This window comes from Capnocytophaga sp. oral taxon 326 str. F0382 (assembly GCF_000318295.1).
Lineage (GTDB): Bacteria > Bacteroidota > Bacteroidia > Flavobacteriales > Flavobacteriaceae > Capnocytophaga > Capnocytophaga periodontitidis.
In genome coordinates this window covers 32,262-44,973 of record NZ_KB291436.1, presented here as the reverse complement: position 1 = coordinate 44,973, position 12,712 = coordinate 32,262, and the positions used below count along the sequence as shown (strand labels likewise).

The 12,712-nt window shown below is 37.7% G+C and carries 12 protein-coding genes; 3 read left to right on the top strand and 9 right to left on the bottom strand.

Going from position 1 to position 12,712, the window contains the following annotated elements; genetic code table 11:
* The 6 genes from HMPREF9073_RS10630 to HMPREF9073_RS10605 form a co-directional block, all read right to left on the bottom strand.
* A complete protein-coding gene (locus HMPREF9073_RS10630) occupies positions 1 to 2,721 on the bottom strand; it encodes a valine--tRNA ligase (protein WP_009413756.1) in 2,721 nt (906 codons plus the stop codon).
* A gap of 29 nt (positions 2,722 to 2,750) precedes the next feature.
* Entirely contained in the window at positions 2,751 to 4,484 is a 1,734-nt protein-coding gene (locus HMPREF9073_RS10625) for a DUF262 domain-containing protein (protein ID WP_009413755.1), read from the bottom strand.
* 11 nt (positions 4,485 to 4,495) lie between these two features.
* Positions 4,496 to 5,056: a GNAT family N-acetyltransferase gene (locus HMPREF9073_RS10620; protein ID WP_009413754.1), complete on the bottom strand. Its 561-nt coding sequence runs from the start codon at positions 5,054 to 5,056 to the stop codon at positions 4,496 to 4,498.
* The gene (locus HMPREF9073_RS10615; protein WP_009413753.1) at positions 5,040 to 5,222 is read right to left on the bottom strand and encodes a hypothetical protein; all 183 of its coding nucleotides are present in this window, start codon (positions 5,220 to 5,222) and stop codon (positions 5,040 to 5,042) included. Before HMPREF9073_RS10615 ends, HMPREF9073_RS10620 begins: the two co-directional genes overlap by 17 nt.
* Before the next feature lie 88 nt (positions 5,223 to 5,310).
* Positions 5,311 to 5,781, bottom strand: coding sequence for a CYTH domain-containing protein (locus HMPREF9073_RS10610; RefSeq protein WP_009413752.1), 471 nt, complete (start codon positions 5,779 to 5,781; stop codon positions 5,311 to 5,313).
* A 3-nt stretch (positions 5,782 to 5,784) separates the two neighbouring features.
* Positions 5,785 to 7,050 (bottom strand): MFS transporter, encoded by a 1,266-nt coding sequence (locus HMPREF9073_RS10605; protein WP_009413751.1) that lies wholly within the window; start codon positions 7,048 to 7,050, stop codon positions 5,785 to 5,787.
* A 171-nt stretch (positions 7,051 to 7,221) separates the two neighbouring features.
* On the opposite strand from HMPREF9073_RS10605, the gene HMPREF9073_RS10600 reads away from it, so the two are divergent.
* Complete coding sequence (locus HMPREF9073_RS10600) at positions 7,222 to 8,847, top strand: S8 family peptidase (RefSeq protein ID WP_009413750.1); 1,626 nt, start codon at positions 7,222 to 7,224, stop codon at positions 8,845 to 8,847.
* A 41-nt stretch (positions 8,848 to 8,888) separates the two neighbouring features.
* Here the strand turns inward: HMPREF9073_RS10600 and HMPREF9073_RS10595 are convergent, their stop codons facing one another.
* Positions 8,889 to 9,500: a hypothetical protein gene (locus HMPREF9073_RS10595; protein WP_009413749.1), complete on the bottom strand. Its 612-nt coding sequence runs from the start codon at positions 9,498 to 9,500 to the stop codon at positions 8,889 to 8,891.
* Between the two features lie 271 nt (positions 9,501 to 9,771).
* Here HMPREF9073_RS10595 and HMPREF9073_RS10590 point away from each other — a divergent pair, with 271 nt between their 5' ends.
* Together HMPREF9073_RS10590 and yihA are read left to right on the top strand one after the other, a co-directional pair.
* The gene (locus tag HMPREF9073_RS10590; RefSeq protein ID WP_009413748.1) at positions 9,772 to 10,527 is read left to right on the top strand and encodes an alpha/beta fold hydrolase; all 756 of its coding nucleotides are present in this window, start codon (positions 9,772 to 9,774) and stop codon (positions 10,525 to 10,527) included.
* A gap of 8 nt (positions 10,528 to 10,535) precedes the next feature.
* Positions 10,536 to 11,141, top strand: coding sequence for a ribosome biogenesis GTP-binding protein YihA/YsxC (gene yihA, locus HMPREF9073_RS10585; RefSeq protein WP_009413747.1), 606 nt, complete (start codon positions 10,536 to 10,538; stop codon positions 11,139 to 11,141).
* Positions 11,142 to 11,176: 35 nt separating this feature from the next.
* Here yihA and metF read toward each other — a convergent pair whose 3' ends face one another.
* Positions 11,177 to 12,130: a methylenetetrahydrofolate reductase [NAD(P)H] gene (gene metF / locus HMPREF9073_RS10580; protein ID WP_009410407.1), complete on the bottom strand. Its 954-nt coding sequence runs from the start codon at positions 12,128 to 12,130 to the stop codon at positions 11,177 to 11,179.
* On the bottom strand, positions 12,108 to 12,701 hold the full coding sequence (locus tag HMPREF9073_RS10575; protein ID WP_009413746.1) for a GrpB family protein: 594 nt from the start codon (positions 12,699 to 12,701) through the stop codon (positions 12,108 to 12,110). Before HMPREF9073_RS10575 ends, metF begins: the two co-directional genes overlap by 23 nt.
* Positions 12,702 to 12,712: the final 11 nt, after the last annotated feature.

Sequence of the window (12,712 nt, the reverse complement as noted above, 5' to 3'; positions counted from 1 at the left end):
TCAATTTTTAATTGCTTTTATTGCTTTTTCAAGTGTTTCAATTTTCGCTAACGCATCAGCTTCTTTTTTGCGCTCGTTTTCTACCACTTGAGCAGGCGCTGAGTTTACAAACTTCTCATTAGAAAGTTTCTTGCGTACTGAGGCTAAAAAGCCTTGTGTATAGGTGAGTTCCTCTTGTAGTTTTTTGAGTTCCTCTTCTACATTCACCGCGCCTTCCATTGGGATAAAGAAAGTAACGTCTTTTACTCTGAAAGACTTAGACATTTCTTGCAAAGAACTAATTATTTTCTGAGACTCTTTACTTTGAAGATCATTAGTTTTACAAGCTCCTCTAGAGACAAAATCCTCTACTTTATCCATATTACACAGCTTCTTTATCACTTCAAACAGTTTAATTTTTACTTCTTCTCTTTTTATGGGAAATATATCTGTTACAGAATAAAGGCTAAGCGGTGTTTTGAAAGGTATATTCTTCTCTTTGCGCACCGTGCGGATACCAGCTATCACTTCGGTAGCAAAATCAAATTCTGCCAATAGTTTTTCGTCATATGGCTGTACGGTGGGGTAGGTAGCCACGATAAGGGCTTGTTCAGGGGTACGAGGTGCTAAACTTTGCCATATTTCTTCGGTGAGGAAAGGCATAAAGGGGTGGAGAAGTTTTAGTAAGTTCTCAAAAGCGGTTACTACGCCCTCATAAGTTGCTTTGTCCATCGGTTTGCCATATTCGGGTTTTACCATTTCCAAAAGCCACGCACAGAAGTCGTCCCAGGCGAGTTTATAAATTGCCATTAGGGCATCGGAGATGCGATATTTCTCAAAATGGTCTTCTACTTCGGTGAGTACTGCGTTGAACTTAGCTTCAAACCATTGCAAAGCCAGCTGAGCAGCTGCAGGTTGTGCTACCGAGCTATCCACTTGCCATCCTTTTACCAATTGGAAAGCATTCCACAATTTGTTGCCAAATCCTTTTCCTTGCTGACAAAGGGCTTCGTCAAACAATAAGTCATTACCTGCTGCTGATGAGAGCAAGAGCCCCACGCGCACGCCATCAGCACCGTAATCGGCGATGAGTTTGAGTGCATCAGGAGAGTTACCTAAGGATTTAGACATCTTGCGGCGTTGTTTGTCACGTACCAATCCGGTGAGGTACACATTGCTAAACGGACGCTCGCCTTTGTATTCATAACCTGCTACTATCATTCGGGTTACCCAGAAGAAAAGGATATCAGGTCCTGTTACCAAATCGTTGGTTGGGTAATAATACTCGATTTCAGGATTATTAGGCTCTAAAATACCGTTGAAAACGCTCATTGGCCATAACCAAGACGAGAACCAAGTATCGAGAGCATCTTCATCTTGTCGCAAATCGGCTTCAGTAAGATGTGCATTGCCGCTCTTTTCTTTAGCCAAAGCGAGGGCTTCTGCCTTAGTTTCGGCTACTACAAATTGGTCTTTGCCCTCGCCGTAGTAGTAAGCAGGAATTTGTTGTCCCCACCACAATTGGCGTGAGATATTCCAATCGCGTACATTCTCTACCCAATGGCGATAAGTATTCTCGAATTTCTTAGGATATAGTTTGATGCTTTCGTCTTCCAATACTGCCTTGATAGCGGGTTGGATAAGGGTATCCATTTTTAGGAACCACTGGTCGGAAAGGCGGGGTTCTATCACGGCTTTGGTACGCTCAGATGTCCCCACTTTGTTAGTATAAGTCTCTTTTTTAGCGAGTAAGTCTTTTGCTTCTAATTCGGCTACTATCTCCTTGCGCACTACAAAGCGGTCTTTGCCAGCATAGTGCAAACTGTAATGATTAAGGGTTGCATCATCATTGAAAATGTCAATTACTTCCAACTGATGTTTGTCGCCCAAAACCTTGTCGTTAGGGTCGTGGGCAGGGGTTACTTTCAGGCAACCTGTACCAAACTCTACATCTACGTACTCATCTTCAATAATCGGAATCACGCGGTTGCAGATAGGCACAATCGCTTTTTTGCCTTTGAGGTGTTGCCAACGCTCATCGTTAGGGTTGATACAGATAGCCGTATCGCCAAAAATCGTTTCAGGGCGCGTTGTAGCAATCACGAGGTGCTCATTCGTCCCTTCAATTTGATATTTCAAATGATACAAAAATCCTTGACGTTCTTCGTAAATCACCTCTTCATCAGAAAGGGTAGTTTTAGCCTCTGGATCCCAGTTCACCATACGGTGACCGCGGTATATCTGTCCTTTGTTGTACAAATCTACAAACACTTTGATAACCGAAGCCGAAAGCTCCTCGTCCATAGTGAATTTAGTGCGTTCCCAGTCGCAAGAGCAACCTAATTTTTTGAGTTGTTCGAGGATTACCCCACCGTATTGGTGTGTCCATTCCCACGCGTGTACAAGGAACTCCTCACGAGTGAGGTCAGATTTTTTAATGCCTTGTTCTTTGAGTTTTGCCACCACTTTGGCTTCTGTTGCAATCGAAGCGTGGTCAGTACCTGGAACCCAGCAAGCATTGAAGCCTTTGAGGCGTGCACGACGAATAAGTACATCCTGAATGGTGTTGTTGAGCATGTGTCCCATATGGAGCACCCCTGTAACGTTAGGGGGTGGAATAACAATGGTGTAGGGCGTACGCTCATCGGGGGTAGAGTGAAAATAGTTGTGGGCAAGCCAATAGGCATACCATTTTTCTTCTAATTCTGTAGGATTGTATTTTTTAGGTTCTTTTTCGTTCATTTGTTTGATAAAGTGTATATTTTATTCTATTATTTTAGTAACTTATTTTTATTGAGAAATTCTAAAAAACCTTTCAAAATTTCTTCATTTCGTTCAACAATATTGACTTCATCAAAATTAGAGAGTTTTGAAAGTTCTAAAAGCTCATAAATAGATGTAGCTTCTTGTACTTTATTATTTTTTCGTATTCCCTGATAATATAGTATCTTATCAGCGAAACGATAGTCAGAAGCTCTAATGTTGATACGTTGCTCCAAAAGTGACTTATTTCCTAAAAGATCTATATCTTGTTCAGAAGAAAGAGGTTCACTTTTCATTCTATTACGAGCATAAATATGTTCAATATCTAAACGGCAATCTATAGGAAGTAGTTCTTGTGCTTCGAAATGAAAAGCCCACCAAGTTATCATTGAACGTGTAATTTGTCTTTGATTAAGAAATTTAAAATTTTTAAAAATACTTACAAAGTTATTTTTATCAAATTTAAAATCCTCAAAAGTCACCTCTTTATCATTTATTATATTTACCATTTCACGATAAACTGGTGTGCGCAAGGCATTTACTCCAGGATTTGTGAGTGCATAAGCCCAAATAAAGGCTGTTATTTTTTCTAAGAAATTAAAGAATTGAGAATCATCTAGAGTTCTATTTTTTTCTTGATGATGCATAAAATAAACAGACACTATATAATACCACATCCCATTAGGAGCATAGTTTAAAACAAACAGACGCTTAAGTACTCTATCAGAAAAACGTTCTTTGTTTTGAGTGTTTACATCATACCAAAAGTAAAGCAATGCTTCCAAATTAGTCAATGTAGATTCATTTTTCAATTCTTTATAATACTCTTTTTCATAGAACTTTCTAAGAGCTTCAGTAGTTGAATTTGTATTTCCCTGTTTTGCTCGCAAATAATACATATAACGAGTAAACAATTCATCTAATGACGAACTACTATCGTTTGTTTTAAAAGTTTGTATGGATGTTTGCTCTAATTCTTTCCACTTTTCAATAAATGTGTCTTTTTCACCCTTTTTAGAGTAATATTTGTAGAACTCAGCTTTAAAAATATCAGCGTCAGAAAGTGGTTTCCCTCTGTCATTCAAGGTAGAAAATATTCTCAAAGCAGTATCTTGGTTTTCTGCTTCTATGGGCAACAAGATGCAGTTGTTTAATATTCGTATAGGTAAATAAGGGAAAAATGTAGGGTAACTTCCTAAAAAAGAAGTGATTTTTTTTTCAAAGAATCTATAGTTATCAGCATAACGACTTTTAAAATTGTCAGGAGCTGTTCCTTGTTTTAGAATTTGTAAGAATTCTTCTTTGTCTTCGTCTGTTGCTACTTCTGAATTTATTTTAAGAGCCTCTTTATTAGGTTCATCAAATTCATTAGTTTTCCAAATACACTGCTCAATCATCTTCCGCATAGTTTTGGTTTCTTTATCTTGCATAACTCCAGACCTTTCATAAAAAGCACGAAGTAATAACATCAAAGTTGTTAGACGTTGTTGTCCATCTATAATTTCTTGTTTGTTTATTTCATTTTTAAATGTCACGATAGGTCCAAGATAATATTCATCATCTTGTTTGAATTTAGTAGCATCATCTTCAGGAATAGCAAAAGAGAATATATCATCCCAAAGAGTTTGACATTCATTTTCTCCCCAAGCATAAGGACGTTGATAGTCTGGAATTAAAAAATCTGATTTTTTATCCGAAAAAAGTCCTTTTATTGTTTTTTGATCTATATTTAGTTTAGACATATTTTAATATTTTATTTAATTTCAAGGTTTGTTAAATCAAAGAACATCTGGCGAATGTCTTCATTATTATCTTTTTCAGTTAAGAATTCAAAACCTAACTTTTGGTAGAAAGTTAAAGCTCCTTTATAGGCATCTACTGTGATAAGTCTGCAAGCTATCTTTTTGTTTAAATCAACGCAATCACGTATAACATTGCGAATAAAAATCATTCCTAATCCCTTGCCCTTGTAAGTTTTATCAATGGCTAAACGTCCTATTTTTACAGCAGGTACACTTTTCAAATGGCGTTTAGGATGAGGAATTAGATGACTTAAAAACTTTTTGTATTTGCTTTTTGATGGAAAATCTTCTTCCTTGAGTTGCAGACTATCGTTGAGCACACTATAGTAGCCTAAAGTACGTTCTTTATCTTCAACAATAAAAGTGGTAGCAAGCAATTCTTTTTGATATAGTAATGCTTTATTGAACAGGAAATCATTCAAATCATCATCTTCACAGTCAAAAGGTTTGATAGGGTAATTTTCTTTTAGTTGAAAGAAAGATAAACCCTCTAAGCTATTTCTTTTCAACATCTGGGTTTTCTTTAAAAATTGATTTTAAACGTTTTGCATCTTCTTGGATAACTTCCCAAGTAATGCCTTTTTTCTTTAAATTCTCTTTAAAGTTTGCTAACTTGTTGTAGAACTCTATGACTTCTTCTCCCTCGAGTACGGGAGTAGGTAAAATATCTCTTGCCATAATATTATTTTTTCTAATGTGTTGATTTTGGGTGCAAAGGTAGTGATTAATTGACAATTAACAATTATCAATTGTCAATTATTTCAGTTCACCAATTTTTGTAGGGATTTTTGCTGAGCATAGCATTGTAGTAACGCGCCTCATTGGTTACTTCCTCGCCTAACCATTCGGGACGCTCAAAAGGGGTATTTTCAGAGGGTAATTCTATCTCTGCAATCACTAATCCTTCATTGTCTCCATAGAACTCATCTACTTCAAAACACAACTCGCCACAAGGCACGAGATAACGGGTTTTGTCTATCACTCCCCTTTCACAAAGAGTGAGCAGTTGCTCAGCATCGGCTACTGCAATGGCTTTCTCCCACTCAAAACGCGTGGTACCACTCTCGTTGCTACTGCCCTTTATAGTGAGGAATGCTTCGTCGTCTTTTATGCGCACTCTCACTGTGCGGTCTGGCACAGAGCTCAAATAGCCTTGTGTAATGCGTATCGCCTTAGTAGAGAGTGCTTTATAAGTGTTGCTTTTTACCTTGAATTTGCGTTCTATTTCTTGTAACATAGATTATACTTCTGTGTGACTTTTGTGAGAGAAAGGTACATACCAAGCGAGTGTTATGGAAGGAATTATTAATACGATGGCTAAGAGGAAGAAACCTAAATACCCTAAAGATTCGCTCAATGCTCCACTTGCCATTCCTGATAATGCTAAAGATAACATCGCTAAACTATTACCAAAAGCATTATGCGTCATCTGATTTTTACCAGGAGCTACTTGTTGCATAATGAAGAGAGTAAGTCCTACTGCCCCAAAACCATAACCAAAGTTTTCACCTATCACACCAAGTGCAATGGTAGTGAGATGGGTAGGCTGAAAATATGCCAATAACAAATATACTATAAATTGAATATTATAAGCACATACGAGAATAAAAAGGGATTTTTTGAGCCCTACTTTTGATACGTAATGCCCTGCTAAAATAGAGCCCGTAATAAAAGCTATAACTCCCGCTGTACCATAGATAAAACCTACTTGTTCATTGCTGAGCTCTAAACCTCCTTCAGCAACTTTCCCTTTGAGGAATAAAGGAAATATTTTCATTACAAAACCTTCAGCAAAGCGATATAAAAAGATAAAAATAAGGTAATACCAAATATGTTTTTTCCGAAAGAAATCAACGATGATACTTCCAAGTTCATTCATTTTTTCTGAAAAATCACCAGTAGTTTTTGGTTTCACATCGCGAGGTAACATATAAAAATGATAAAACCCTACAATGCCAAAAATAGCTGCACAAATACTCATAACTACCTGCCATGATGCTACTTGTGAAAAACCTTGTTCTGTTACTAACCAGCCTGCTAAAAAAATAAGCCCTCCGTTAGCCAATACTTTGGCAATATTATAAAAAGCTCCTTGCCAGCCTGAATAAGCACTTTGGGTAGCTACATCAAGCTGTTCCATATACATTCCATCAAGAGCAATATCGTGAGTAGAACCACTTAGGGCAATGATTCCCATAAATACTAATACCATAGTGAAGAAATTAGGCAGGGGCAGCGAGAAGACAATAGCCCCAAAAGCAACTGCTGATATAAGTTCGGTGATAAAAATATACTGCCGTTTCGTACCGAAAAGTTCCATTATAATACTAATGATAGGTTTTAGTGACCACGGTAAAATAATCCAACCTGTCCAAAAAGTGTGCTGTGACTTAGGAATTCCTAAATCTTCAAAAAATACTGAAGCTACCAGAGTGAGCATAATCATAGGTAACCCCATAGCAAAATAGGCAGTAGGCACCCAAGTAATAGGATTTTTCTTTTTCATAACAGTTGTTGTTTAATATGTTTTTATGTGTTTGTTAAAAAAATCCGACAAATGTACGACTATTTTAACAATTAACAAAAATAATTGTTAATTATTAATTGCTAATTGTCAATTATTTATTACCTTTGCAAAGTTTTTCATATAACTCAAAAAAATCATAATTAACAAAGAATGAAAAAATCATTTATTTTAGCAACTTCAGCAGCCTTATTGTTAGCGAGTTGCGGCACTACTAAGGGCGCGTTAGACAAAGCTCCTACTTCCGCTTTTGCTGAAAAAAAATACAGCGACGACACTCTCAAAAACTGGCCTCACCAAGGTTTTAAACAAAATTTCCCTGGTATCAATTTAGACGAGGCTTATGCCCTCCTAAAAAATCTTACTCCTAAAAAAATTATCGTAGGGGTGGTAGATTCTGGTGTAGATATCAATCACGAAGACCTTAAAAATGTGATCTGGACAAACACTGCCGAAATCCCTAACAATGGTAAAGACGACGATAAAAACGGCTATGTAGACGACATTCACGGATGGAACTTCCTCGGTAATATCATTCAAGAAAATACCGAAATGACCCGTATCTACAAAACTAAAAATACTAAAAACCCTGATTATGCTCGCGCTAAAGAAGAGTACGAAAAAGAAGCCTCTGAAGCGAAACGCACTAAGGCTTTCTATCAACAACTTATCGAAACTGCTGATTTCGCCGATAAAGCCGTACGCAAAATCGTAGGTAAAGATACTTATACCCTCGAAGATATCGAAAAAGCTACCAAAGGAAAATCTTATGACGCAATGACTACCGATATGATAGGCTTTATGAAAGAACTTTTGGCTCGCGCTAACGATAATGAAGAAATTAAAAAAGAATTGAAAGAGGGCGTAGACTATTTCGATACTAAACTTAAATATCACTTGGGTTTAGACTTCAGTCCGCGTAAAACAATCTTGAAAGACGACGAAAACGACTTTTCTAAAAAATATTACGGCAACAATAACGTAATAGGCCCTGATAGCAAAGAAGCTCTTCACGGTACTCACGTAGCAGGAATCATTGCTGCTGAACGCAACAACGGCATCGGTATGGATGGAGTTGCTAATAGCGTATGGATTATGCCAGTACGCGCCGTTCCCGATGGTGATGAATACGACAAAGATGTCGCTCTTGCTTTGCGTTATGCAGTAGACAACGGTGCTAAAGTAATCAACACCAGCTTTGGTAAAGGTTTTTCTCCTCATAAAGAGTGGGTGTACGATGCTATCAAATACGCAGCTTCTAAAGATGTACTGATCGTAAACGCTGCTGGTAACGACTCTCAAGATATCGACGTGAAAGATACTTACCCTAACGACGAGGTAAACAAAAAAGAAATCTCTGATAATTTCCTTACTGTAGGAGCTCTCAACTATCAGTTCAACAAGAATTTAGTAGCCGAATTTTCAAACTATGGCAAACGCAATGTCGATGTATTTGCCCCAGGTGTAAAAATTTATGCTACTGTTCCTAACAACAAATACCAATTTTTGCAAGGTACTTCAATGGCATCGCCTGAAGTAGCAGGAGTAGCTGCTCTATTGCGTTCTTACTTCCCAAGCCTTACAGCTGCCCAAGTGAAGAAAATCATTATGGATTCAGGGGTGAAAGTGAATATGAATGTATATGTAGGTGAAGATAAAGGTGATGGCAAAAAACGTCCAGAAAAGAACTTTAGTGAACTTTCTACAACTGGAACTATTGTAAATGCTAAAAACGCTGTGATAATGGCAGCGAAAATGGCAAACGTTAAATTGAAATAATCAGATAATAGTTCAAAAAAGCTGCCTTAAGGCAGCTTTTTTTATTCGTCATTGTCATCATCATCGTCGTCTTCGTCCTCATAACGCTCAATGAACTCATCGCTTACAGCATTGAAATCTTCGGCAGTTTTTACTATAAAAGCGTTGTTTTTCTTGAGTTGAGCTTGCTCTTCTGAAGTACCTCTCAAACCTTTTAAACGCATTTGGATAAGGGTTTTGTAACCATCTTTCATCAAACCATCGTAATTATCGAAGAATTTGATAGCAGCTTCGAGCAATGAAGTATCGCCTTTGTAAGCACCGAGTTTGCGTACTTCTTCTTTGAAAGTTACAAGGTCTTCAATCCATTGCAAACGCACTTCTTCAGCGCGGTTGAAATCGTTGTCGTCCATAGCGTCGTTCATTTCAGCCATTTCATCTGAACAACCATTGGTGATACACACAATTTCGTTGTTGTACTCTATGGCATCATCGTACTCACCTTTAGCGTAGTACACACCTTCATCAGGTTGCCAACCTCTTTTTTCATTGCTACCCCCCATAGCAGCATTCATTTGTTGTTGCATTTGCTGTTGCATTTGCTCCATTTGCTTTTGCATATCTTCAGCCGATCCTCCCATCATATTCTGAAGATTCTTTAGAAAATCCATCATAATCTAATTATTTTATAAAATTTTTAATAGATTGCAAATGTAATATAAATGTTATAAACGACCACAATGTCGTTTAAATATTAACAATAATTTAACGCCTAACTCTTATTTTCTTTCTTCTACCACTTCTTTAATCTATACCGCTTAAATCCTATTTCCTTAATAAATAGCTATTTACAAAAAAGAGTAAAAAATATTTTCACTTTCCTGCACGTAAATAAAAATAAAAATATTACCTTTGTAGCTCAAAAAAACTTTTTGATAAAAACCGATGACAGTAGAAGTAAAAAAAGAAGGTAAATTTACATACATCGAAAAAGGTGAGGGCACTCCTATCATTATCTTACACGGCTTGATGGGTGGGCTTAGTAACTTTGAAGAAGTAGTTTCTTTTTTTTCCCATAAATATAAAGTGGTAGTCCCCGAACTGCCTCTCTTCTCTATGCCATTACTCACAACTTCAGTGAAAACATTGGCTAAATATATACAGAAATTTATCAAACACAAGAAGTTTGAAAAAGTAATCCTGCTTGGCAATTCGCTTGGCGGACACGTAGGTTTGCTCTATGCTAAAATGCACCCTAAAAACGTACTCGGATTAGTGCTTACAGGTAGTTCTGGGCTGTACGAGAAAGCAATGAGCGATGGCTATCCACGTCGTGGTGATTACGATTTCATCAAAAAGAAATGCGAAGAAGTGTTCTACGACCCTGCCGTAGCTACTAAAGAAATTGTAGATGAGGTATTTGCTAATATCTCCGACCGTTCTAAACTCATCAAAACTTTGGCACTTGCCAAAAGTGCTATCCGCAATAATATGGCAAAAGATTTGCCTAAAATGGAAACCCCTACTTGCCTCATCTGGGGTAAAAACGACAATGTAACCCCCCCTAAAGTCGCTGAAGAATTCCACGAACTATTGCCTAATTCCGAACTACACTGGATAGACAAATGTGGTCACGCCCCAATGATGGAGCACCCTCAACAGTTCAACGAGATTTTAAATAAGTGGCTTGAAAATAGATAGGAGGTAAGATGATAAAAAAAGCTGAATTTGTGATGAGTAACTCTCAGGTGAGTAAGTGCCCCAAGGAAAACTTACCTGAGTATGCTTTTATAGGGCGTTCCAACGTAGGGAAATCGTCGCTCATCAATATGCTTACCAATCACAAAAATTTGGCTAAAACTTCAGGTCGTCCAGGGAAAACTCAACTCATCAATCACTTCAAAATAGACAATAGTTGGTTTTTAGTAGACCTCCCTGGTTATGGGTATGCAAGGGTGTCCAAAGAAACTAAAAAGGTATTTCAGCAATTTATTACTAAATATTTTGAGGAGCGACAACAATTGGTATGTGCATTTGTATTAGTAGATGTGCGCCACGAGCCCCAGAAAATAGATGTAGAGTTTATGCAATGGTTAGGCGAACACGGCATTCCGTTTGCTATTGTTTTTACCAAAGCCGATAAACTCAAACCTTTAGCTATTGAGCTCAATATAGCTGCTTATCGACAAGTACTCCTCGAAACTTGGGAAGAATTTCCGCCTTACTTCATCACTTCAGCCGAAAATAAAACCGGCAAAGAAGAACTTACCCATTACATCGAACAAATTAATGAAGAAATAAAAAATAAGAGATAAAAAGTAGGATTTCTTACCTCTTATCTCTTACCTAATTAAAAAACTTCTGATATTACTTTCACTATATTATCCGATTTTCCCATTGAATAATAGTGTAAAACAGGTACCCCAGCGGCTTTGAGCTCTTTACTCTGCTGAATTGCCCACTCTATACCTACTTGTTTTACCTCATTATTGTTCTTGCAGGATTCCACTGCTTTGATGAGCTCTTCGGGGAAATCTATTTTAAAGGCTTGTGACAGTAGGTTGAGGTGCTTTTTAATAGCAATAGGTTTAATCCCTGGAATGATAGGCACATTGATACCTGCTTCTTTGGCTTTCTCTACAAACTCAAAATACTTCTGATTGTCAAAAAACATTTGTGTTACCACATAGTCGGCACCGGCATCTACCTTTTCTTTGAGGCGTGCCAAATCGGAAGTGAGCGAGGGGGCTTCAATGTGTTTTTCAGGATACCCTGCTACTCCTATACAGAAATTAGCCTTATGGTCGGCAGCAATGCCGTTGAGGTAAATCCCCTTGTTCAAATTGCTGATTTGAGTAACGAGTTCGGTAGCGTAAGTATGTCCGCCCTCAGTAGGCTGAAAGTAGCGTTGTTCTTTCATCGCATCACCGCGCAAAGCCATTACGTTGTCAATACCCAAGTAGAGGCAATCTACCAAAAGGTACTCAGTTTCTTCTTTTGAAAAACCACCACAAAGCACGTGAGGCACTGTGTCCACCTTGTATTTATGCTGAATAGCCGCACAAATACCCACCGTACCAGGGCGCATACGGGTTACTTTCTTTTCCAATAGCCCATTAGGGTGTTCAATGTAATAATACTCCTCGCGTGAGGTAGTTACATCTATAAACGGAGGATTGAACTCCATTAGGGGGTCTATGTTTCGGTATAGTTCTTCAATATTATTTCCCTTTTTAGGAGGTACTACTTCAAAGGAGAAGAGTGTTTTTCCTTTGGCATTCTTAATATGGTCTGTTATTTTCATATTTTCCTTTAAATTCTTCTTTTGCTATCAGTGTATATTGTTTCACAAAGTCTGTTTTGTGAGCGGTATAAGCATCTCTGTCGTGCTCAAAAGGTTTCCAAAGCGATAATTTAAGTGTTTCATAGTCTTTGGCTACCGATGGGTGCGCTTGTAGTTCATCGCGAAAATAGAGTTCGTCATTATCGCCTTCATAATGCAAGTGCAGATGAAATACACGTTCTGCAAACCCATTAATAGTATAGCCTTTATTAAAAGAAATCCTATCGTTTGTTTCATTCATACATAGATAACCTGATTGTAATATGAGTTCTTTTAGCTTCTGAAGTGAACTGTCTTTCTTCACTTCCAATAGCATATCTACAATAGGTTTGGCTTGTATCCCTTCAACAGCAGTACTACCTATATGGCTTAGTTGTACCACTTCGTTAGAGGGCAATTGTTTTAAAAGGAAACTGCGTTCTTCCTCATACCATTCTTTCCACAAAGGGTTGTGCTGTGTAAGATTGATAGGGAACAGTTGCCACAATTCCTGCAACGACATTTTTAACAAAGGATTTTCTTCTTTATTCATAGTGCTAACCC

Bases quoted from the DNA above. Each gene is read 5' to 3' on its own strand.
- HMPREF9073_RS10630 (WP_009413756.1), bottom strand. From the start codon at position 2,721: ATGAACGAAAAAGAACCTAAAAAATACAATCCTACAGAATTAGAAGAA.
- HMPREF9073_RS10590 (WP_009413748.1), top strand. From the start codon at position 9,772: ATGACAGTAGAAGTAAAAAAAGAAGGTAAATTTACATACATCGAAAAA.
- metF (WP_009410407.1), bottom strand. From the start codon at position 12,130: ATGAAAATAACAGACCATATTAAGAATGCCAAAGGAAAAACACTCTTC.
- HMPREF9073_RS10615 (WP_009413753.1), bottom strand. From the start codon at position 5,222: ATGGCAAGAGATATTTTACCTACTCCCGTACTCGAGGGAGAAGAAGTC.
- HMPREF9073_RS10575 (WP_009413746.1), bottom strand. From the start codon at position 12,701: ATGAATAAAGAAGAAAATCCTTTGTTAAAAATGTCGTTGCAGGAATTG.
- HMPREF9073_RS10605 (WP_009413751.1), bottom strand. From the start codon at position 7,050: ATGAAAAAGAAAAATCCTATTACTTGGGTGCCTACTGCCTATTTTGCT.
- HMPREF9073_RS10595 (WP_009413749.1), bottom strand. From the start codon at position 9,500: ATGATGGATTTTCTAAAGAATCTTCAGAATATGATGGGAGGATCGGCT.
- HMPREF9073_RS10620 (WP_009413754.1), bottom strand. From the start codon at position 5,056: ATGTTGAAAAGAAATAGCTTAGAGGGTTTATCTTTCTTTCAACTAAAA.
- HMPREF9073_RS10610 (WP_009413752.1), bottom strand. From the start codon at position 5,781: ATGTTACAAGAAATAGAACGCAAATTCAAGGTAAAAAGCAACACTTAT.
- HMPREF9073_RS10600 (WP_009413750.1), top strand. From the start codon at position 7,222: ATGAAAAAATCATTTATTTTAGCAACTTCAGCAGCCTTATTGTTAGCG.
- HMPREF9073_RS10625 (WP_009413755.1), bottom strand. From the start codon at position 4,484: ATGTCTAAACTAAATATAGATCAAAAAACAATAAAAGGACTTTTTTCG.
- yihA (WP_009413747.1), top strand. From the start codon at position 10,536: ATGATAAAAAAAGCTGAATTTGTGATGAGTAACTCTCAGGTGAGTAAG.